Consider the following 18,390-nt stretch of genomic DNA (forward strand, 5'->3'; position numbering starts at 1 on the left):
GGCCTGCGCGGCGGCGCTGCCCGCGCCCGGCGGCGCCAGGGCGGCCACCACCACCGGCCATCCGGCCTGCTCCAGCAGCCGGGCCGCCACGTAGCCATCGCCGCCATTGTTGCCGGGCCCCGCGAGAACCAGCGTGCGGGTGGGACGGAAGCGGCGGATGGCCGACCGTGCCACGGCGCGCCCGGCGGCCTCCATCAGGCGTTCGACCGGAATGCCCGCGGCGATGGCCAGCGCATCGGCCCGCGCCATCTCGGCCGGCGTCAGGATCTCGACCGGGCTTGCCGGGTGGGCCATGGATGGGTCATCCTTACATGCACAAGAGCGCAAACAAAGCGGGAGGAACACATGCCGGGACACAAGATGACCGAACGCTCGGTCGCGGAACTCTACCGCGACGACCCCGAGCGCGCCGATGCGCTGGTCTGGGGGCGGCGCGGGACGCTGAAGGGCGCGGCGCTCGCAGCCATGGGCATGGCGCTGGGCGGCGCCATCCCCTTCGCGCGCAACCTGCCCGGCGGCCTGCTCCCGGCTGCCCTCGCGCAGGGCAATGCGCCGCAATTCCTGCAGATGGAGGGCAAGGCGCGCCTCATCCTGCAGGGCGAGCGCCCGCTCAATGCCGAGACGCCCGAGCACCTGCTGGATGACGACATCACCCCGGCGGACAAGTTCTTCATCCGCAACAACGGGAGCGTCCCCGAGCCTGCGGCCGATCCGCGCGCCTGGAAGATCGCCGTCGATGGCGAGGTGAACACGCCGCTCGAACTGACCGTGGGCGAGCTCGAATCCCGCTTCCCACTGGTGACCCTGCGGCTGCAGATGGAATGCGGCGGCAACGGGCGCTCGGGCTTCGCGCCGCAGGCGGCGGGCAACCAATGGGGCAATGGCGCGGTCTCCTGCGCGGAATGGACCGGGGTGCGGCTGCGCGACGTGCTGCGCGCGGCCGGGCTGAAGGACGGCGCGCGCTTCACCGGGCATCACGGCGCGGACAGCCATCTCTCGGCGCAGGGCCCGGCGATCAGCCGCGGCATGCGCATCGACAAGGCGATGGACGAGGACACGATCATCGCCATCCGCATGAACGGCGCCCCCATCCCGCAGATGCACGGCGCCCCGGCGCGGCTGCTGGTGCCGGGCTGGCCGGGCTCGCTGAGCCAGAAGTGGTTCACGCGGATCGAGCTGCGCACCACGCCGCACAACGGCCGCGGCATGGGCGGCACCTCCTACCGCGTGCCGGCGCAGCCCATCGTGCCCGGCAGCCGCAACAACGGCGCGGATTTCGTGGACATGGAAAGCATGCCGGTGCGCTCGGTGCTGACCAGCCACGCGCATGGCACGCGCCTGCCCGCGGGCACGCGCGCGCTCGACATCCGAGGCCAGGCCTGGGCCGGCGACCTCAGCGTGCGCGCGGTCGATGTCTCGGTGGATTTTGGCCAGTCCTGGCAGGCGATGAGCGTCGCGGCCCCCGCCAACCGCCACGCCTGGCAGCGCTGGACTGGTCGGATCGCCTTCCCCTCCGACGGGTATTTCGAGATCTGGTACCGCGCGACCGACAGCAACGGCCGGATGCAGCCGCATGTCGCGGCGAACTGGAACCCGCAGGGCTATGGCGCCAACCCGATCAGCCGCGCCGCGGTGCTGGTGGGCTGATGCGGGCCTGGATGCTGCCGGCGGTGGGCGCGCTGCTCATCGCCAGCCTTGCCCTGGCGCAGGATGCCGACCTGGCGCGCCGCCAGGCCGAGGCGGCGGCCGAGATCTCCGCCCGCGCCGAGGAGGAGACGGTCCTCGCCGAGGGCGAGGGTCGCGCCGAGGTGTTCGGCTACTGCACCGCCTGCCACAATACCGCGCTGATCCGTCGCTCGGCCTTCACCCGCGACCGCTGGGACGAGCTGATGGACTGGATGGCGGAGAAGCACGGCATGAACCCGATCGAGGGCGAGTTCCGCGCCACAATCGTGGACTACCTGGCGCAGCACTACGGGCCGCGCGCGCGCGGGCCGCGCGGGGGCAATCCGTTTCTCAATTAATTGATGTGATTTCAGGTTCGCTTTTCGCCGCTTGGTGGAAGCGCGGGCTCCGGACAGCTTAGTCTGCGCGCATCCTCGGGAGGGACATCGCGCGATGAGCGAAACGCGTCTTGGTGCCATGGTGCAGAGGGCCTCGATCGCGACCAAATGGACGGCGGTCGGGTCGTCGATCATCGCCGCGACGCAGAACATCGCGGGCAAGAGCAAGCACGACAATGCCACCGTGGAGGACGTGCTGGACTTCGTCAGCAACTTGCGTGGCGTCTCCCTGATCCGTGTCTACAGCGGGGTCCATGGCACCCCCAGCGGACTGATCCAGGTCGACGATCCCGACTTCACCGTCGATGATGCGGCCGACTTCGAACAGGACGAAGACGACCTGACGATCGAGGTCCGCGGCATGCGCGCCCCTGCCGAAATGGGGGGCCGCATCCCGGACGACCTGCTGGCTGACCTGAACGATCCGGACGTCTTCGTCATCCTCGGCTGGTGCTACAGCGCGGAATATCTCAAGTTTCACAACTTCAAGCCATCCAGCTGACGCGCCCACCCGCTCCGTCGCGGCGCGGCGTTCTGCTATGCTGCGCCGCCACACACGGAGTCGCGCATGGCCTTCGTCATCGCCGTCGCGCAGCGCAAGGGCGGCGCGGGGAAATCCACCATCGCCGCCAACCTCGCCGCAGCCTATGCCGAGGAAGGCGCGCGCGTCGCGCTGCTCGACATCGACCCGCAGCGCACCCTCGCGCGCTGGGACGAGCTGCGCGGGCGCTCGGCCAAGGCCCGCCCGCTGCATTTCGAGGCGCCGACGGGCTGGCGCCTGCCCTCGGTCCTCGACCGGCTGCGGCGCGAGAGCGACGTGGTGCTGCTCGACACCGCCCCGCATGACGACAGCGACGCCCGCACCGCCGTGCGCGCCGCAGACCTGGTGCTCGTGCCGCTGCAGCCCTCCCCGGCCGATCTGTGGTCGATGGATGCCACGCTCGACCTCGCGAAGAAGGAAGGGCGGACGCTCGCGCTGGTGCTGAACCGCGCCCCCGCCTCGGGCCGGCTGCTCGACCAGGTGACGGCACAGATCGCGCAGCGCGGACTGCCCCTGGCCGGGGCGGCGCTCGGCAACCGCACCGCTTTCGCGCAGGCCTTCATGTCGGGGCTCGGCGCCGTGGAGGCCGCGCCCAAGGGGGTCGCGGCGGCCGAGGCGCGCGCTCTCGCCGCCGCGCTGCGCGCGTTGCAGGGGCGCTGAGCATGGCGACGCTCCTGTTCATCCTGCACGTCCTGGGCGCGGTGGTCTGGGTGGGCGGCATGGCCTTCGCCATCCTCGCGCTCCGCCCGGCGGCGCATGAGGTACTCGACCCGCCGCAGCGCCTCGCGCTGATGGGCGGCGTGTTCCGCCGCTTCTTCCGCATCCTGTGGCATGTCGTGCCGATCGTGATCCTGACCGGCTGGGCGATGTGGCTCGGCTGGTACTGGGGCTTCGGACGCAGCGTCTGGCATGTGCACCTGATGCACCTGACCGGGCTCGTGATGGCGGGCATCTTCGCCGCGGTGGCGCTGGGGCCGGGGCGGGCGATGCGGGCCGCGCTGGCGGCGGGCGATGCGCCGGGGGCAGCCGCGGCGCTGGACAGGATCCGCAAAGGCGTCAGTGTCAATCTCGCGCTTGGACTGGTCACGGTGGCGGTCGCGGCATGGGGACGGTTCGGCGGATGAGCATGGCTGAGACGCGCGGCTTCGAGATCGTCGAGGACGCGGCGCCAGAGTTCGAGGCGGTGGGCGCCATCCAGCGCGGGCTGCATGCGTTCAACCAGGAGATGGGCGGCGACTACGACCGGGAGCCCGTGACGCTCCTGGTGCATGATGCCGAGGGCAAGACGCTGGGCGGGTTGCTCGGCCTCACCTTCTGGGGCTGGCTGTTTGTCGACTGGCTCTGGCTGAGCCCCGAGATGCGCGGCAAGGGCGTAGGCGGGGAGTTGCTGGCGCGCGCCGAAGCCATCGCCCGCGAACGTGGCTGCACCAATGCCTATACCGACACCTTCAGTTTCCAGGCGCCAGGCTTCTGGCAGCGCAACGGCTATGCCGAGTTCGGGCGCCTTGAGGGCATGCCGGCGGGGCATGCGCGGGTGTGGTTCCGCAAGGCGCTATAGCGCGCGCAGCAGCGCGGGCAGGCCGACGCCGCATGGCGGCTCCTGCCCGCCGGGCGCGCCCGACAATGCCGCCAGCCGGTGTTCGCGCGGGGTGCAGCCGAATTCGCGGCGGAAGGCGCGGCTGAACGAGGACGGGTCGAAGAACCCCGCCGCCTCGGCCAGGGTGGCGATGTCGCGTCGCTCCTCCGGGTCGCCCAGCAGGCGCCGCGCCTGGCGCAGCCGCTCGCGCTGGATGAACTGCGCGACGCCGCCATGCGGTTCGAACAGACGGTAGAGCTGCGAGCGCGACATGCCGACCATGCCCGCGAGGCGCCCGGGGCGCAGCGTCGCCTGGCCGATATTGTCGCGGATCAGGCGCTTCACCCGCGCGAGTTGCAGTCGCTCGATCCCCGGCGCGAAGGCGATGCTCGCGCCAGCGCGCAGCGAGGCCGCCAGCAGCGCCTCGGCGGCGGTGGCGAGATACGGCAGGTCGGCAGGGACCAGCGTATCGAGCCGGTCGGCGATGCCGCCGAGGAAATCGGTCAGCAGGCCGCCCGGCGCGCCCGCGAGCGGCTGGTTGAGCATCGCTTCAAATCCGGGCTCGAGCGTGGGCAGGGCATCGCGCGGGAGGTGGAGCGCGATCCACTCGACCTGCTCGCCGGCGCGGCGGGCCTCGAAGGGCTGCGCCATGCTGAGCACATGCGGCACGCCCGGGCGGAAGTCGAGGACGGTGTCGCCGCTGCGCTGGCGCTGCGTGCCGCGCCGGCAGAAGCCGATCATCCAGTGGTCGAGGCTGTCGCGGCGGATGCGCTGGGCGCTGCGGGCGTAGTCATAGGCCGGCAGGCGCGCGGCATAGAGCAGGAAGGGGCCGAAGCGCAGCGTCGTGGCCTCGGCGTCGAAGCCTGCCGTGTGCTGCGGCGCCTCGATGTCGAGGAAGGGCACCACCTGCTCGCGCCAGGCATCGAATTGCTGTCCCTCGGGCAGGCCGGCGGTGGTGGCCAGGCTTCGCGGGGATGGTGTGCTCTGCGTCGCCGCGGCAGAAGCAAGGACCGGCGCGGCGGCGACACGGCCGGGTGGAACCGCAGTGTTCATGCAGGATTGGTGTCCGGTCGGCCCAAAATATGAGCAGTTTGTAACTTTATGCCGCAACAGCTACGCGGCCCGGGGGCTGTAAAGCTACTGTAAATCTCTGTAAAGTTCGTGTCCGATGCTATCGCCGTACGCCAAGCGTCACCTCGCGATGCCAGATGTAAAGCCCGGCCCCCACCAGCACCGCGATGCCGGCGAAGTCCCATCCGTCGGGCAGTTCCGCCCAGATGAAGGCGCCGAGCGCCGTGGTCCAGACGATGCCGGCATATTCGAAGGGGGCGAGCAGCGTCGTCTCGCCTGAGCGGTAGGCGTCGGTCATGAGCACCTGGGCCAGGGCGGAGATCAGCCCGATGCCGGCCAGCAGCGCCCAGTGCCAGGCGCTTGGCCAGACCCAGACCGGGATGGCGGCGATGCCCGCCAGCACCGCCGAGCCCACGGCAAACCAGAAGACGATCGCGACCGCGCTCTCGCCCGCCTCGCCCATGCGGCGGATTGTGATCATCGCCAGCGCCCAGCCGACCGAGCCCAGCAGGCAGAGCGTGACAGCAAGCCCCTCCCCGCGCATGCCCTCCCCGCCCGGGCGGACCATCATCAGCACGCCCATGAAGCCGACCAGCACCGCGAGGCCGCGCCGCCAGCCGACCCGCTCATTCAGCAGCGGCACCGACAGCACGGTGAGGAACAGCGGCATGGTGAAGCCGAGCGCGGTCACCGTGGTCAGCGGCAGGTGCACGTAGCCGTAGAAGGCGCCGATCATGCCCATCATGCCGAACAGCGTGCGCGCGGCATGGCTCATGGGGTTGCGGGTGGCGAGCGCGGCCCAGCCGCCGGCCGCCAGCACCACCGGCAGCAGGGCCGGGATGGCAAAGAGGTTGCGGAACAGGATCACCTCCGCGACCGGGATGGCCGGGCCGATCGCCTTGGCGCAGGCGGCCGAGAGCGCGAAGGTGAAGGTCGCGATCACCACGAGGATGATGCCCCGCCGCCGGGCGCGCGCGGTCGCGGCCGGGTCAGGGGTCGCAGGGGTATCGGGGGTCATGGACGGTTCCTGGCACGGAGGGTAGTTTCCGCGCCGCATGAACGCCAGACCGCCCAAGGCGAAGCCCATTCCCGCGCATCCCGGCCTGACGGTGCTCTCGGACGAGGTGGTCTGGGACGGGCGCTTTCCCTTGCAGCGCATCCGCTTCCGCCGCACGCGCTTCGACGGCGCCGAGGGCGGCTTGCAGACCTGGGAATTGTGGCGTCGCGGCCCGGCGGTAGCGGTGCTGCCCTGGGACCCCTGGTCGGACCGCGTCGCGCTGATCGAGCAGTTCCGCCTGCCCGCGCTGGCCGCGGGCTTCGCCCCCGTGATGGTGGAATGCCCCGCGGGCCTGATGGAGGAGCACGAGGACCCGGCCGAGGCGGCACGGCGCGAGCTGGCCGAGGAGACAGGCCTGGTCGCCGACCGCCTGCTGCCGATGGGTCGCTACATCCTGAACCAGGGTGGGTCCGACGAGAACATCACCCTGTTCCTCGCGCGCACGCGCCTGCCCGAACCGGGCCATGCGGGCACGCACGGCCTCGACCACGAGCACGAGGACATCCGACTGATGGTGCTGGACGCCGCGGAGGCCATCGCCATGCTGGACGACAACCGGATGGCCAACGCCACCGGCGCGCTGTGCCTGGCGGGCTTCGCGCGCCGGCGCGCTGGCCTTCTCAACGACTGGACCACCTGAATGCCGACCGAACTGCTCTATCGCGAGGATGCCTATGCGCGCGAGGTCAGCGCGCGCGTGGTGGCAGCAACGCCCGAAGGCGTGGTGCTGGAGCGCACGAATTTCTACGCACGCGCCGGCGGCCAGCCTGGCGATGCCGGCGTGCTGCGCTGGGCCGGCAGTGACTGCGCCATCACCGAGGCGGTGAAGGGCCCGGACGACACCGTGCTGCACCTGCCCGCCCCCGGTGCCGCGCTGCCGGATGTGGGCACGGAGGTGACCGCGCTGCTCGACTGGGACCGCCGGCACCGCTTCATGCGCCTGCACACCAGCATGCACCTGCTGTGCAGCCTGATCCCCGGCGCCGGCGTGACCGGCGGGCAGATCGCGGTGGAGAAGGCGCGGCTCGACTTCGACCTGCCGGAACCGCCGACCAAGGAAGCGCTGACCGCCGCACTGAACGCGCTGGTCGCGGCCGACCATGCCATCAGCGAGACCTGGATCACCGAGGCGGAGCTCGACGCCAATCCCGGCCTGGTGCGCACGCTCTCGGTGCAGCCGCCGCGCGGGTCGGGGCGCATCCGCCTGGTGCGCATCGGCGATCCCGCGGCACCGGTCGACCTGCAGCCCTGCGGCGGCACGCATGTGCGCAGCACGGGCGAGATCGGCCGCGTCGAGGTCACGAAGATCGAGAACAAGGGCAAGGCCAACCGGCGCGTGACGCTGGTGCTGGCGGGGGAGTGACGCCGATGGAGATGCTGGTCTCGACCGACTGGCTGGCGGGGGAACTGGGCAAGCCGGACCTGGTGGTCTTCGACTGCTCGACCTTCCTGCCGAATGAGCCTGGCAACAAGTACGACGCCTTCCGCGCGGCGCGCATTCCGGGAGCGCGGCTGTTCGACATCGACAGGATCGCGGATGACGAGACCGACCTGCCGCACATGGTGCCCACGCCGGCGAAGTTCGCGCGGATGGTCGGCGCGCTCGGGGTCTCGAACGACACGCGCGTGGTGTTCTACGACCAGCACGGGCTGCGCGGTTCCCCGCGCGGCTGGTGGATGATGCGGCTGTTCGGGCACGACAAGGTGGCGGTGCTGGATGGCGGGCTGCCCGCCTGGGTGAAGGAAGGCCGGCCTGTCGAGAGCGGCGAGGCCCCTGCCCCCCTACCCGCGACCTTCGTGGCGGACTTCCGCGCGTCCATGCTGGCCGGCATCGGCGACGTGAAGCGGATCGTGCAGGATGGCTCGGCGCTGATCCTCGATGCCCGCGCCAAGGGGCGCTTCGACGGCACCGCGCCGGAACCGCGCGCCGGCCTGCCCTCGGGCCACATGCCGGGCGCGGCCAACGTCCCGGTCAGCGAGATGGCCGGCCCCGACGGCAAGGCCCGCGACCCCGCCACGCTGCGCGCCATCTTCGCCGCGGCGGGGGCCACCGGCGGCAGGCCCGTCGTCACCTCCTGCGGATCGGGTGTGACCGCCTGCGTGCTGGCCTTCGGCATGGTGCGCGCGGGGCTTCCCGAACCCGCCGTCTACGACGGATCCTGGACCGAATGGGCGTCCCGCCCCGAAACCATCAAGCAGACGAGCGCCTGACCATGCCCGACGACCTCTCCCCGCCGCACAAGGCCCAAGGCTTCGCCACGCGCATGTCCCATGCCGGGCGCGCCGGCACGCGCGCGCATGGCTTCGTGAACCCGCCGGTGCATCGCGGGTCGACCGTGCTGATGCCCTCCGCCCAGGCGCGGCGCGACTTCGCCAAGGACCGCTTCAACCGCGTGATGACCTACGGCACCGCAGGCGGGCCCACGCACTACGCGCTCGAGGACGTGATCTGCGAGATCGAGGGCGGCACCCGCTGCGTGCTGGTCGGCACCGGCCTCGCCGCCGTGACGGTGCCGCTGATGGCCTACCTCAAGACCGGCGACCATTGCCTGATGCCGGACAGCGTCTATGGCCCGGCGCGCAACATCGCCAACGGGCTGCTCGCGAACTACGGCATCGCGACGACCTTCTACGACCCCACCATCGGCGAGGCCGAGATCGCCGCGCTGATCCAGCCCAACACCAAGGTGGTCTATACCGAGAGCCCGGGCAGCCACACCTTCGAACTGCAGGACATCCCGGCCATCGCGCGCGCGGCGCATGCGCGCGGCTGCACGGTGATGATGGACAACACCTGGGGCATCCACAACTTCATGCCCTTCCAGCACGGCGTCGATGTCTCGATCCAGGCGCTGACCAAGTATGTCGGCGGGCATTCCGACGTGCTGCTCGGTTCGATCACGACGAACACCGAGGAAGACTACCTCAAGGTCCGCACCGCAGCCTCGCAGATGGGGCATTTCGCCGCGCCCGACGATTGCTGGCTGGCGCTGCGCGGCGCGCGCACCATGCCGGTGCGCCTGAAGCACCAGGAGCAGAGCGGCCTCGCCGTCGCGCGCTGGTTCGAATCCCGGCCGGAAGTGCAGCGCGTGCTGCATCCGGGCCTGCCCTCGCACCCCCAGCACGCGCTGTTCCAGCGGGATTTCCGCGGGTCCTGCAGCCTGTTCGGCGTGGTGCTGCAGCCGCGCTACTCGGAGGCCGATTTGTTCCGACTAATCGACAGCCTGAAGCTGTTCGGCATCGGCGCCTCCTGGGGCGGCTACGAGAGCCTCGCGCTGCCGACCACCGGCTTCATCACGCGCACCGCGACCAGCGACGACCTGGGCGGGCAGACCATGCGCATCCATATCGGGCTCGAGGACGTGGCCGACCTGATCGCCGACCTCGAGCAGGGGCTGGCCACGCTGCCGCGCTGAGGCAGGAGCGGGCGGCCCTGCTGGGCCGCCCGCCCTCAGCGCGTCACTGCGTGGTCGAACTGCGGCGCTGCCGCTCGCCCTGCTGCACGCCGCGCTGATAGGCCTGATTGAGCTGCGCCTGTCGGCGTTCGGCCGCCTGGCGTTCGGCGATCTCGTGCTGGTGCCAGAGGTAGCCGCCGACCACCCCGACACCGGCGCCGATCAGGGCACCGACCCCGGCCTGCGCGGTGAAGGAACCGATCGCCGCGCCAGCCAGCGCACCACCCGCGCCACCCAGCAGCACGTCGCGCCCGCCGGCGGTCATCTGGTCGTTGCCGGCGCAGCCGCCGAGGCCGAGCGCCAGCGCCGCGGCTGGGAGAATCATGAACCTGCGCATCTGCGCCCTCCGTCTCAGCGCGCCGCCGGCCGGCGCGCGGGCGCCGCCGGGCAGGGATAGGTGGCGATGAACCAGCGCGCGAGGCCGTCCACGGCCAACTCGTTCGCCGTCTGCGGATTGCCGCGCGCCCAGGCGGCGAAGGCCGCGGCAGCCTGTTCGCTGCTGGGCGCGGGGTCCGGCACGCAGAACAGCGGGCGGTGGCGCGTGCCGGGCTGCGTCATGGCCGCGTGGTACTGCGCAAAGCCGGCGATGAAGCCGCGGCACAGGCCATTGGCATGGGCGAAGGACGGGTCGCCCGCCGGCACGGCGCAGAGCGTGGCGAGTTCCCCCACCGTTGCGGTATGCGAGCCCCCCGTGGGCGCCTGGGCCGCTGCGGGCCCGGCGGCAACCGCCACGAGGGCGAGCATCAAGGGCAACCTCATGCGGGCGTGTCTCCTTCCGCGCCGGAACCGTGCCGACGCCGTTGTGGCGGCGGGCAGCGCGACTCGCCTGCCATAGAATGAGGATCGGCGAGGGCGGGATGCGCCGCAAGCAAAGCGAAGGCGCGCTGGCGGTTGCTCCGCCCGCGCGCCCCGGTTGGCTCGCGCCTGATGCGGGCGGGGACAAGGCCCCGCGCGCCGAGAGCCGTTTCCGCTCGCCTCGGCTCGCTGCAACGCCTCTCGCCTGTTGTTTCGGCGGGCATCCTCACCCGATCAGGTGAGTCCACCTGATCGGGATCTGCTCGACGGCTCAGCGGCGGCCGCGGTCGATCGCGTAGCCGCTGACGCCGCCGACGCCGGCGCCGATCAGCGCACCCCAGCCGGCATTGCCGGAGAGCGAGCCGATCGCGGCACCGCCCAGCGCGCCGATGCCCGCCCCGGTGGCGGTGGCGCGCTGGCTGTCGGACATGCCCTCGCAGCCGGCGAGGCCGATCCCCGCGACGAGCAGGGCGGCGAGGCGAAGGGACTTGATGGTGGTCATGGCGTTCTCCTTCGGCTCAGCGGCGGCGGGCGGGGGCGGCGGGGGCGGCGCAGGGATAGCTGGCGGCGGCGAAGCGCAGCACGCCTTCGGCCGCGCGCACCCCGGCATATTGCTGGTTCGCCGCGACCCACGCGACATAGGCCGCCGAGACGGTCTCGAGCGAGGGCGACGGATCGGGCAGGCAGAAGACCGGCCGCGCCGCCTGGCGGCCCGAGGTATAGATCGCATGCACCTGCCCGATCGACACCAGCGTGGCGTAGCAGGCGGCGCGCGAGGCGGGCGCATTGGCGTCGTTGGCCGAAGGACCGCAGGCGCGCGCGAGGTCGGCGGCGGTGAAGCCGCCCGGCACGGCCGGGACGGTCGCGGTCTGCGCGAAGGCCGGCGCTGCGGCGAGCGCGGCGGCGAGCGCCAGCGCAGCTGTGATGGAGCGGGAGAACATGTCGGGCCTTTCCCTCCTGGGCCTTGCCGTCATGGCGGGCCTTGTCGGAAGGCTAGACCATGCCCCCGCGCGATCAAGCGAAAGAGCATCGCGCGGCGCGATGCGACGCGCGCCATGCCGGTGGGACGGGGCGCCAAGTCAGGCGGCGGCGCAGCGCGCGCAGGTGCCCTCGATCTCGACCGTCGCCTCGGCGAGCGTGAAGCCGGCGCGCCGCGCCGCGGAGTCGATGGCGTGGGCGACCGCGTGGTCGGCGATCTCGGCGGTGGCGCCGCAGGTCCGGCAGATCAGGAACTGGTGCGGGTGGCCGTGGTCATGCCCGTGGCCATGCCCGGCATCGGTGCAGCCGATGAAGGCGTTGAGGCGCTCGACCTTATGGATCAGCCCGTGCTCGAGCAGGAAATCCAGCGCGCGATAGACGGTGGGCGGCGCCGCGCCGGGCCGGCTCGCCTTCAGCCGGTCGAGCAGCGCATAGGCGCCGACCGGGGCCTCGGCCTGCAGCACGAGGTCGAGCACCTGGCGGCGCAGCGGCGTGAGCTGCGCGCCGCGGCGCAGGCAGGCCTGCTCGGCCTCCTGCAGGGCCCTTTCGCGTGCCGACACATCCGGCATGGGTGATCCTCGCCTCCGCTGCGGGTGATACTGTATCATCTGGCGATGACCAGTGCCGATGCCACCACCCGCTTCCTCGCCGCGCTGCGCTTCGACGCCGCTGGCCTCGTGCCCTGCATCGCACAGCAGCACGATACCGGCGAGGTGCTGATGATGGCCTGGATGAATGCCGCGGCGGTGGCCGAGACGCTCGCCACGGGCCGGGTCTGCTACTGGTCGCGCTCGCGCAACGCGCTGTGGCGCAAGGGCGAGAGTTCGGGCCAGGTGCAGCGCCTGGTGGACCTGCGCATCGACTGCGACGGGGATACGCTGCTGGCGCTGGTGGACCAGACCGGCGTCGCCTGCCACACCGGGCGGCGCAACTGCTTCTTCCAGGCGCTGCGCGACGATGCGCTGGTCGAGATAAGCCAGCCGCTGGTGGACCCCAAGGCGCTCTACGGGGCCTGAGAGACCGTTTGAGAATGTGCCGCAAGGCGCATCCTCAAGTGCGGCACGGGCCTTCTCAAATGCTCTCTGAGGACGCCGCAGGGGAAGTGCTGCGCCATGGCCGCGGTGCGGCGGCCCGGGCATGGGTCATCGTGCGCGGCGTGCAGCGCCCGGCCTGCCCACCCGCAATGATGGCAGCCCCTTCCCCGCACCACGACCACAAGTCACGCCTGGTCGTCGTGCCGCGCAACCTGACGCGAAAGGCCTTTGTCCAGAGCCGCGCGGCATGCGTCGCGGAAGCACAGAAAAAAGCGACGATTGCCGCGTGCTGAACATTGCGCCGCTACCATTCCCTCGTCCGCTTGCGTTACGCTCCGGGCACTTTCGGGAGGTCGTAATGCTCGCAGCCAAGGTCGTCCGCATCCTGTCTGTGCTGGCGGGCGTCTTGCTGGCGGGGCTGGTGGCGGCGGCGCCGGCCTTCGCGCAGCCAGCCTCGCGCACGCCCTTCCGCGACTGCCCCGAATGCCCCGAGATGGTCATGCTGCCCGGCGGGTCCTTCACCATGGGCGTGCCCGCCCTCGAGGAGGAACGCGAAGGGGTGCCGGCGGATGTACGCGGCCGCTCCACGCCGCAGGTGCGCGTGGTGATCGCGCCCGGGCTCGCGATGGGTCAGCGCGCCGTCTCCCGCGGCGAGTTCGCCGCCTATGTCGCCGAGACCGGCTTCGAGCCCGCCACCGGATGCTGGACCTTCGTGAACAATGGCGCGAGCTACGAGTACCTCGAGCGGCCCGGCATCTCCTGGCGCGACCCGGGCTTCCCGCAGACCGACGACCACCCCGTGGTCTGCGTCAACTGGGAGGATGCCAACAACTACGCCGCCTGGCTGACGCGCAAGACCGGCCGGCGCTACCGCCTGCCGAGCGAGGCCGAGTGGGAATACGCCGCGCGCGCGGGCACCACCACCGCGCGCTTCTGGGGCGAGAGCGTCACCCTTGCGTGCCAGTACGCCAATGTCGCGGATCTGACCTTGGCCGATGCGCTGAACCTCGACCGGCGGCCGGCCTTCACCTTCCGCTGCACCGACAACCACATCTACACCGCGCCGGGCGGCAGCTTCCGCCCGAACGCCTTCGGGCTCTACGACATGCTGGGCAATGTGTGGCAATGGGCGCAGGACTGCCTGAACCCCACGCTCGAAGGCCAGCCGCCAAACGGCAATGCGCGCCAGTCGGGGGACTGCGCCACGCGCGCCATGCGCGGCGGCTCCTGGAGCCACCTGCCCTGGTATGTGCGCGCCGGCAACCGGGTGCGCGGGGGGACCACGGACCGCTTCGCCTTCGGCGGCTTCCGGGTGGTGCGCGAACGCTGAAGGCCCCTTCCCCGCCGCGGCGCGCGCCCCTATGGATCGCGCCATGACGACGGACGGACTTCGCTTCGAGACGCTCCAGGGCGACGCGCTGCGCGCCTGGCTGCCGCGGCTTGCCGGGCTGCGCATCGCGGTGTTCCGCGACTGGCCCTATCTCTATGACGGGGAGGCCGGCTACGAGGAACGCTACCTCGCCGCCTATGCCGCGAGCCCCGGTGCCGCGGTGATCGCCGCCATCGACGGCGAGCGCGCGGTGGGCTGCGCCACCTGCCAGCCCATGGCCGAGGCGGGCGCGCGCGTGCAGGCGGCCTTCCGCGGGCGCGGCCTGGACCCGGCCCGCTTCTGCTACTTCGGCGAGAGCGTGCTGCTGCCCGAATTCCGCGGGCGCGGCGCGGGCGTGCGCTTCTTCGCCGAGCGCGAGGCGCATGTACGCCGCCTCGGCCTCACCGCCGCGGCCTTCTGCGCCGTGGTGCGCAACGACAACGACCCGCGCCGGCCGAAGGACTACGTGCCGCTCGACGCCTTCTGGACGAAGCGCGGCTATGTGCGGCGGCCCGACATCTCGGTCGTGTTCGACTGGAAGGAAGTGGGCGACGACCGCGAGACGCCGCATGCGCTCGGCTTCTGGGTGAAGGACCCGCTGTGAGCGCGCCGCTGCGCCTCGGCCTGCTGCAATACGGCGTGGGGCGGCCGGCCTCGGTCGCCGACTTCGCCCGCGCGCTCGAGGCGCGGCTCGAGGCCGGGCGCGCGGCGGCCGAGCTGCTGGTGCTGCCGGAATACGCCTGCGTCGAACTCGGCGCCGCGATGGCCGGCGGCGAGGCGACGGACGAGGCGCGCGAACTCGCGGCGATGGTGGATGCCGCGCCGGACATACTGGAGGCGATGCGCGACGCAGCGCGGCGGCTCGGGGTCTGGCTGCTGCCCGGCACGCTGCCGATGCGCCGAGGCGATGGCGCGGTGGTCAACCGCGCGCCGCTGATCGCACCAGATGGCCGCCTGGCCTTCCAGGAGAAGCGCGCCATGACGCGCTTCGAGACGGAACGCTGGGGTGTGTCGCAGGGCGCCGACCCGAAGGTCTTCGACACGCCCTGGGGGCGCATCGGCATCTCGGTCTGCTACGACGTGGAATTCCCGAAGCATGTCCGCACCCAGGTCGAGGCCGGGGCGTGGCTGGTGCTCGCACCCTCCTGCACGGACACGCTGCATGGCTTCAACCGTGTCGCGATCGGCGCGGCGGCGCGGGCCATGGAGAACCAGTGCTACGTCGCCATCACGCCGACGGTCGGCGAGGCACCCTGGTCGGCGGCACTCGATGTGAACCGTGGCCAAGCGGCGGTGTTCGGGCCGGTCGATCGCGGCTTCCCGGAGGATGGCGTGCTGGCGCGTGGCGAACCCGATGTCGAGCATTGGGTGTTCTGCACGCTCGATCCCGCACGGATCGAGCGCGTGCGGGAGGACGGCCAGGTGCGCAACCATCGCGACTGGCCGCGCGCGCCCTTCGCACGCCCGACCGCGGCGGTCTTCGCATGACGCTGGTCTATGTGGTGGCGGGCGAGGCCTCCGGCGACGTGCTCGGCGCGCGGCTGGTGGCGGCGCTGCGTGCGAGGCGCCCGGATCTCGACTTCGCCGGCATCGGCGGGCCGCGCATGGCGGAACAGGGCGTGGCGAGCCTGTTCGACTATCGCGACCTGGCGCTGATGGGTCTGCTCGAAGTGCTGCCCAAGATCTTCCGGCTGAAGCGGTTGCTGGCCGATGCCGCGGCGGATGTGGCGACGCGCCGCCCGGCGGTGATCGTCACCATCGACAGCCCGGGCTTCACGCTGCGCCTCGCCGAGATGGTGCGCCCGATCGGCCAGCCCATCGTGCACTACGTGGCGCCGCAGGTCTGGGCATGGCGGCCTGGGCGCGTGGCGAAGCTACGACGCAAGGTGGACCGCATCCTCTGCCTGCTGCCCTTCGAGCCGATCTTCTTCGAGGCGGCGGGCATCCCCGTGACCTTCGTGGGGCATCCGGTACTCGAGAGCGGCGCGGATGGCGGCGATGCGGCGCGCTTCCGCGCCCGGCACGCGCTGGCGGAGGGCGATCGCCCCATCATCGTCATGCCCGGCAGCCGGCGGATGGAGGTGCAGCGCCTGCTGCCGGTGTTCGGCGCGGCGCTGCGACTGGCGGATCAACGCCTGCCCGGCCTGCGCCCGGTCGTGGCGGTGGGCCCCATCGTGGCCGAGGCGGTGCGCGCCGGCGTGGCCGACTGGCCGGGCCGCCCGATCCTGGTCGAGACGCTGGAGGACAAGCACGACGCCTTCGCCGCCGTGGCGCAGTCGGGCGGCGCGGGGCTCATCAAGTCCGGCACCTCGTCGCTCGAGATGGCGGTGGCGGGCATCCCGCATGTGGTGGCGTACCGGCTCAACGCGATCACGGTGGCGATCGTGCGCCGCCTGGTAAAGGTGCCGCATGCCTCCCTGGTGAACTTGCTGGCGGAGCGCGAGGTGGTGCCTGAGCGCCTGCAGGAATTCTGCACGCCGGAGTCCCTGGCGGAGGCGCTGCTGCGCCCGATGATCGATCCGGCCGTCGCCGCGGCGCAGCGCGCCGGCTTCGCGGAATCGCTGGCGAAGCTGCGCGCGCCGGAGGGACTGCCATCGGTGGCGGCGGCCGAGGCGGTACTGGCGGCGCTGCCCTGAGCGGTCAGACCGGGTCGCGCACCAGCGGCGCGGTGGAGCAATGGATGCCCCCGCCGCCCAGGTACACCTTGTCGTAGGCGACGAGCCGCACGCTGATGCCGGCGCGGTCCAGCGCCTCCTGCGTGCGGGGGCCGACCTGGTCGCTCATCAGCACGCGGCCCGGCGCCACGGCCAGGCAGTTGATCGCCCAGGACGGGTCCTGGTGGTTCAGCGGGATCATCTTCACGCCCAGGCGCTTCAGTTCCTCCATGAAGACGAAGGGCAACGTGGAGGGATTCACCAGCGCGACGTCGTGATGGATCATCACGAAGGCGCCGTCGATGTGCAGGCGGTAGCCGGGGATCTGCACGCGGATCAGGCGCGTGCCCTGCACGGCCAGCACCTCCTCCATCTGCCTGGCACCTTCCTCGTTGACGCGGGAGGAGACGCCGATCACCGCGACATCGGGGCGGATATAGGCGAAGGAGCCGCCCTCCATCAGGCCGGTGCCGTGGATGGTGCGCAGGATCGGCATGCCGAGGGCGGCCAGCGTCTGCGTGACGGGCCGTTCCTCGCCGCGGCGGATGCGCGGGCCCATGCGGGTGACGATCGCGCCACCATCGACGGCGATGCAGGAATCGCGCGTGTAGATGGATTTGTGGCGCCCGGGGGCGGCGGCGTCGAGCATCACCACCTCCACGCCTTCCTCGCGCAGCGCCGCGGCCAGCGCATCGTGCTGGGCCTGCTGTTCGGCCAGCGTCGGGATCACTTCACCGCGCCAATAAGCGCCGGTCGCGGGGTCGCCATGGGCGCCGAGCTCGGGGATCAGCGGCAGGGTGTCGAGGATGGCCATCTCGGGTCCCGGGCGGTGCATCAGCACCATGCGCAGGCGGCCGACATCGGAATTGCAGCCCCAGCGGCGGCCCCAGCCGGCGGTTTGCTCGGCCGCGCTGTTGAAGGGCGGCTCGGGCTCGGAGGCGAAGCGCTCGATCAGCATGTTGTAGCGGTGGTCGAATTCGCTCATGGCGCTCGACATGGCGTCAGCCTCCTTCGCTGCGGCGCCGCAGCGCGCGGTCGGCCATGAGCAGCCCCGTGGTGAACAGGATCAGCAGCACGGCGACCGCCGCCATGGCGGGGTCGAGATTCTCGTTGATGCCATCCCAGATGCGGCGCGGCAGGGTGAAGACGTTGCGCGAGGCGATGAACAGCACCATCACCAGCTCATCCCAGGAATGGATGAAGGCGAAGATCGCGCCCGAGACGATGCCGGGTGCGATGCGCGGCAGGATGACCCAGCGCAGCGTCTGCGACAGCGATGCCCCCATGCCGCGCGCCGCCTGTTCGAGCCGCGGGTCGAAGGCCGCGAGCGCGGTCGAGACGGTGATCACCACATAGGGAATGCCGGTCACGCCATGCGCGATCACCACGCCGGCGAAGCGGTCGAGCAGCCCGAGCGGCCCGAAGTAGCGATACAGCCCGATCGCATAGACGATGGAGGGAATGATCAGCGGCAGCAGCATCAGCACGCGCACGAGTTCCGTCGCGCGACGCGAGATGCGCCAGCAGCCGATGGCGCACAGCGTCCCCGCGACCACCGACAGCACCGTCGCCGCCACCGCGATTGTGAAGGACTGCCAGATCGACCCCAGCCATTCCGGCGAGGTCAGGACCGTCTCGAAGTGGCGGAACGAAACGCCGTCCTGCGGCAGGGACAGGAACCGCTGGTCAGTCAGCGCCACCGGCAGCACGATCAGGATCGGCAGGACCAGGTACAGCGCCGTCGCCCAGGCGAGCCCCCGGGCGGCCGGTCCGGGCGGGTGGATGCCGTCCATCGCC

26 protein-coding genes are annotated in these 18,390 nt (G+C 71.6%); 16 read left to right on the top strand and 10 right to left on the bottom strand.

Annotated features, from left to right (window positions below; all coding sequences use genetic code 11):
* Window positions 1-294 (bottom strand): NAD(P)H-hydrate epimerase (locus HW578_RS01785; protein ID WP_304621625.1); only part of this gene is annotated, 294 nt, incomplete at its 3' end.
* A 51-nt stretch (window positions 295-345) separates the two neighbouring features.
* Between HW578_RS01785 and HW578_RS01790 the strand changes: the two genes are divergently transcribed.
* The 6 genes from HW578_RS01790 (at window position 346) to HW578_RS01815 (ending at window position 4,162) form a co-directional block, all read left to right on the top strand.
* On the top strand, window positions 346-1,647 hold the full coding sequence (locus HW578_RS01790) for a sulfite oxidase (protein ID WP_198368814.1): 1,302 nt from the start codon (window positions 346-348) through the stop codon (window positions 1,645-1,647).
* A complete protein-coding gene (locus HW578_RS01795) occupies window positions 1,647-2,024 on the top strand; it encodes a hypothetical protein (RefSeq protein WP_198368815.1) in 378 nt (125 codons plus the stop codon). Before HW578_RS01790 ends, HW578_RS01795 begins: the two co-directional genes overlap by 1 nt.
* A gap of 94 nt (window positions 2,025-2,118) precedes the next feature.
* Window positions 2,119-2,565, top strand: coding sequence for a hypothetical protein (locus HW578_RS01800; RefSeq protein WP_198368816.1), 447 nt, complete (start codon window positions 2,119-2,121; stop codon window positions 2,563-2,565).
* 66 nt (window positions 2,566-2,631) lie between these two features.
* Window positions 2,632-3,264 (top strand): ParA family partition ATPase, encoded by a 633-nt coding sequence (gene parA, locus HW578_RS01805; RefSeq protein WP_198368817.1) that lies wholly within the window; start codon window positions 2,632-2,634, stop codon window positions 3,262-3,264.
* Between the two features lie 2 nt (window positions 3,265-3,266).
* On the top strand, window positions 3,267-3,728 hold the full coding sequence (locus tag HW578_RS01810) for a CopD family protein (protein WP_198368818.1): 462 nt from the start codon (window positions 3,267-3,269) through the stop codon (window positions 3,726-3,728).
* 2 nt (window positions 3,729-3,730) lie between these two features.
* Window positions 3,731-4,162: a GNAT family N-acetyltransferase gene (locus HW578_RS01815; RefSeq protein WP_198368819.1), complete on the top strand. Its 432-nt coding sequence runs from the start codon at window positions 3,731-3,733 to the stop codon at window positions 4,160-4,162.
* On the opposite strand, the gene HW578_RS01820 is transcribed toward HW578_RS01815, so the two are convergent.
* Both HW578_RS01820 and HW578_RS01825 read right to left on the bottom strand, forming a co-directional pair.
* Complete coding sequence (locus HW578_RS01820) at window positions 4,157-5,233, bottom strand: AraC family transcriptional regulator (protein WP_198368820.1); 1,077 nt, start codon at window positions 5,231-5,233, stop codon at window positions 4,157-4,159. The two genes, HW578_RS01815 and HW578_RS01820, sit on opposite strands and share 6 nt — an antisense overlap.
* A gap of 118 nt (window positions 5,234-5,351) precedes the next feature.
* Complete coding sequence (locus tag HW578_RS01825; protein WP_198368821.1) at window positions 5,352-6,269, bottom strand: DMT family transporter; 918 nt, start codon at window positions 6,267-6,269, stop codon at window positions 5,352-5,354.
* Window positions 6,270-6,306: 37 nt separating this feature from the next.
* Here HW578_RS01825 and HW578_RS01830 point away from each other — a divergent pair, with 37 nt between their 5' ends.
* From HW578_RS01830 to metC, 4 genes are read left to right on the top strand one after another with little or no spacing between them, the layout of a single operon-like run.
* Entirely contained in the window at window positions 6,307-6,948 is a 642-nt protein-coding gene (locus HW578_RS01830) for an NUDIX domain-containing protein (protein WP_198368822.1), read from the top strand.
* On the top strand, window positions 6,949-7,671 hold the full coding sequence (locus HW578_RS01835; protein WP_198368823.1) for an alanyl-tRNA editing protein: 723 nt from the start codon (window positions 6,949-6,951) through the stop codon (window positions 7,669-7,671).
* Window positions 7,672-7,676: 5 nt separating this feature from the next.
* Window positions 7,677-8,519 carry a sulfurtransferase gene (locus tag HW578_RS01840; protein ID WP_198368824.1) on the top strand — a complete coding sequence of 281 codons (843 nt, stop codon included), beginning with the start codon at window positions 7,677-7,679 and terminating at the stop codon, window positions 8,517-8,519.
* A gap of 2 nt (window positions 8,520-8,521) precedes the next feature.
* Window positions 8,522-9,724 carry a cystathionine beta-lyase gene (gene metC, locus HW578_RS01845; protein WP_198368825.1) on the top strand — a complete coding sequence of 401 codons (1,203 nt, stop codon included), beginning with the start codon at window positions 8,522-8,524 and terminating at the stop codon, window positions 9,722-9,724.
* Between the two features lie 43 nt (window positions 9,725-9,767).
* Here the strand turns inward: metC and HW578_RS01850 are convergent, their stop codons facing one another.
* From HW578_RS01850 to HW578_RS01870, 5 genes are all read right to left on the bottom strand, one after another.
* Window positions 9,768-10,100 carry a glycine zipper domain-containing protein gene (locus HW578_RS01850; RefSeq protein ID WP_232478441.1) on the bottom strand — a complete coding sequence of 111 codons (333 nt, stop codon included), beginning with the start codon at window positions 10,098-10,100 and terminating at the stop codon, window positions 9,768-9,770.
* 14 nt (window positions 10,101-10,114) lie between these two features.
* Window positions 10,115-10,522, bottom strand: a complete 408-nt coding sequence (locus HW578_RS01855) for a Rap1a/Tai family immunity protein (RefSeq protein WP_198368826.1) — start codon at window positions 10,520-10,522, stop codon at window positions 10,115-10,117.
* 307 nt (window positions 10,523-10,829) lie between these two features.
* Window positions 10,830-11,060, bottom strand: coding sequence for a glycine zipper family protein (locus HW578_RS01860; RefSeq protein WP_198368827.1), 231 nt, complete (start codon window positions 11,058-11,060; stop codon window positions 10,830-10,832).
* A gap of 16 nt (window positions 11,061-11,076) precedes the next feature.
* A complete protein-coding gene (locus HW578_RS01865; RefSeq protein WP_198368828.1) occupies window positions 11,077-11,499 on the bottom strand; it encodes a Rap1a/Tai family immunity protein in 423 nt (140 codons plus the stop codon).
* A gap of 138 nt (window positions 11,500-11,637) precedes the next feature.
* The gene (locus HW578_RS01870) at window positions 11,638-12,105 is read right to left on the bottom strand and encodes a Fur family transcriptional regulator (protein WP_232478443.1); all 468 of its coding nucleotides are present in this window, start codon (window positions 12,103-12,105) and stop codon (window positions 11,638-11,640) included.
* Window positions 12,106-12,150: 45 nt separating this feature from the next.
* Between HW578_RS01870 and hisI the strand changes: the two genes are divergently transcribed.
* The 6 genes from hisI to lpxB all read left to right on the top strand — a co-directional run bounded on the left by hisI (window position 12,151) and on the right by lpxB (window position 16,575).
* Window positions 12,151-12,552: a phosphoribosyl-AMP cyclohydrolase gene (hisI, locus tag HW578_RS01875; protein WP_456308257.1), complete on the top strand. Its 402-nt coding sequence runs from the start codon at window positions 12,151-12,153 to the stop codon at window positions 12,550-12,552.
* A 59-nt stretch (window positions 12,553-12,611) separates the two neighbouring features.
* Window positions 12,612-12,863, top strand: coding sequence for a hypothetical protein (locus tag HW578_RS01880; protein ID WP_198368830.1), 252 nt, complete (start codon window positions 12,612-12,614; stop codon window positions 12,861-12,863).
* A gap of 65 nt (window positions 12,864-12,928) precedes the next feature.
* Entirely contained in the window at window positions 12,929-13,900 is a 972-nt protein-coding gene (locus HW578_RS01885) for a formylglycine-generating enzyme family protein (protein ID WP_198368831.1), read from the top strand.
* A gap of 43 nt (window positions 13,901-13,943) precedes the next feature.
* On the top strand, window positions 13,944-14,543 hold the full coding sequence (locus tag HW578_RS01890) for a GNAT family N-acetyltransferase (protein WP_198368832.1): 600 nt from the start codon (window positions 13,944-13,946) through the stop codon (window positions 14,541-14,543).
* Window positions 14,540-15,427, top strand: a complete 888-nt coding sequence (locus tag HW578_RS01895) for a carbon-nitrogen hydrolase family protein (RefSeq protein ID WP_198368833.1) — start codon at window positions 14,540-14,542, stop codon at window positions 15,425-15,427. Before HW578_RS01890 ends, HW578_RS01895 begins: the two co-directional genes overlap by 4 nt.
* Entirely contained in the window at window positions 15,424-16,575 is a 1,152-nt protein-coding gene (gene lpxB / locus HW578_RS01900; protein ID WP_198368834.1) for a lipid-A-disaccharide synthase, read from the top strand. The genes HW578_RS01895 and lpxB overlap by 4 nt, the downstream gene beginning before the upstream one ends.
* Before the next feature lie 4 nt (window positions 16,576-16,579).
* On the opposite strand, the gene HW578_RS01905 is transcribed toward lpxB, so the two are convergent.
* Together HW578_RS01905 and HW578_RS01910 are read right to left on the bottom strand one after the other, a co-directional pair.
* Complete coding sequence (locus HW578_RS01905) at window positions 16,580-17,590, bottom strand: dimethylarginine dimethylaminohydrolase family protein (RefSeq protein ID WP_198368835.1); 1,011 nt, start codon at window positions 17,588-17,590, stop codon at window positions 16,580-16,582.
* Between the two features lie 4 nt (window positions 17,591-17,594).
* Complete coding sequence (locus tag HW578_RS01910) at window positions 17,595-18,386, bottom strand: ABC transporter permease (RefSeq protein WP_198368836.1); 792 nt, start codon at window positions 18,384-18,386, stop codon at window positions 17,595-17,597.
* Window positions 18,387-18,390 lie beyond the last annotated feature (4 nt).

This window comes from Roseomonas rosulenta, from assembly GCF_016106005.1.
Lineage (GTDB): Bacteria > Pseudomonadota > Alphaproteobacteria > Acetobacterales > Acetobacteraceae > Neoroseomonas > Neoroseomonas rosulenta.

Coding starts and splice junctions, on each gene's coding strand:
- HW578_RS01790 (WP_198368814.1), top strand. CDS start 346: ATGCCGGGACACAAGATGACCGAACGCTCGGTCGCGGAACTCTACCGC.
- HW578_RS01795 (WP_198368815.1), top strand. CDS start 1,647: ATGCGGGCCTGGATGCTGCCGGCGGTGGGCGCGCTGCTCATCGCCAGC.
- HW578_RS01800 (WP_198368816.1), top strand. CDS start 2,119: ATGAGCGAAACGCGTCTTGGTGCCATGGTGCAGAGGGCCTCGATCGCG.
- parA (WP_198368817.1), top strand. CDS start 2,632: ATGGCCTTCGTCATCGCCGTCGCGCAGCGCAAGGGCGGCGCGGGGAAA.
- HW578_RS01810 (WP_198368818.1), top strand. CDS start 3,267: ATGGCGACGCTCCTGTTCATCCTGCACGTCCTGGGCGCGGTGGTCTGG.
- HW578_RS01815 (WP_198368819.1), top strand. CDS start 3,731: ATGGCTGAGACGCGCGGCTTCGAGATCGTCGAGGACGCGGCGCCAGAG.
- HW578_RS01820 (WP_198368820.1), bottom strand. CDS start 5,233: ATGAACACTGCGGTTCCACCCGGCCGTGTCGCCGCCGCGCCGGTCCTT.
- HW578_RS01825 (WP_198368821.1), bottom strand. CDS start 6,269: ATGACCCCCGATACCCCTGCGACCCCTGACCCGGCCGCGACCGCGCGC.
- HW578_RS01830 (WP_198368822.1), top strand. CDS start 6,307: ATGAACGCCAGACCGCCCAAGGCGAAGCCCATTCCCGCGCATCCCGGC.
- HW578_RS01835 (WP_198368823.1), top strand. CDS start 6,949: ATGCCGACCGAACTGCTCTATCGCGAGGATGCCTATGCGCGCGAGGTC.
- HW578_RS01840 (WP_198368824.1), top strand. CDS start 7,677: ATGGAGATGCTGGTCTCGACCGACTGGCTGGCGGGGGAACTGGGCAAG.
- metC (WP_198368825.1), top strand. CDS start 8,522: ATGCCCGACGACCTCTCCCCGCCGCACAAGGCCCAAGGCTTCGCCACG.
- HW578_RS01850 (WP_232478441.1), bottom strand. CDS start 10,100: ATGCGCAGGTTCATGATTCTCCCAGCCGCGGCGCTGGCGCTCGGCCTC.
- HW578_RS01855 (WP_198368826.1), bottom strand. CDS start 10,522: ATGAGGTTGCCCTTGATGCTCGCCCTCGTGGCGGTTGCCGCCGGGCCC.
- HW578_RS01860 (WP_198368827.1), bottom strand. CDS start 11,060: ATGACCACCATCAAGTCCCTTCGCCTCGCCGCCCTGCTCGTCGCGGGG.
- HW578_RS01865 (WP_198368828.1), bottom strand. CDS start 11,499: ATGTTCTCCCGCTCCATCACAGCTGCGCTGGCGCTCGCCGCCGCGCTC.
- HW578_RS01870 (WP_232478443.1), bottom strand. CDS start 12,105: ATGCCGGATGTGTCGGCACGCGAAAGGGCCCTGCAGGAGGCCGAGCAG.
- hisI (WP_456308257.1), top strand. CDS start 12,151: ATGACCAGTGCCGATGCCACCACCCGCTTCCTCGCCGCGCTGCGCTTC.
- HW578_RS01880 (WP_198368830.1), top strand. CDS start 12,612: ATGCTCTCTGAGGACGCCGCAGGGGAAGTGCTGCGCCATGGCCGCGGT.
- HW578_RS01885 (WP_198368831.1), top strand. CDS start 12,929: ATGCTCGCAGCCAAGGTCGTCCGCATCCTGTCTGTGCTGGCGGGCGTC.
- HW578_RS01890 (WP_198368832.1), top strand. CDS start 13,944: ATGACGACGGACGGACTTCGCTTCGAGACGCTCCAGGGCGACGCGCTG.
- lpxB (WP_198368834.1), top strand. CDS start 15,424: ATGACGCTGGTCTATGTGGTGGCGGGCGAGGCCTCCGGCGACGTGCTC.
- HW578_RS01905 (WP_198368835.1), bottom strand. CDS start 17,590: ATGTCGAGCGCCATGAGCGAATTCGACCACCGCTACAACATGCTGATC.
- HW578_RS01910 (WP_198368836.1), bottom strand. CDS start 18,386: ATGGACGGCATCCACCCGCCCGGACCGGCCGCCCGGGGGCTCGCCTGG.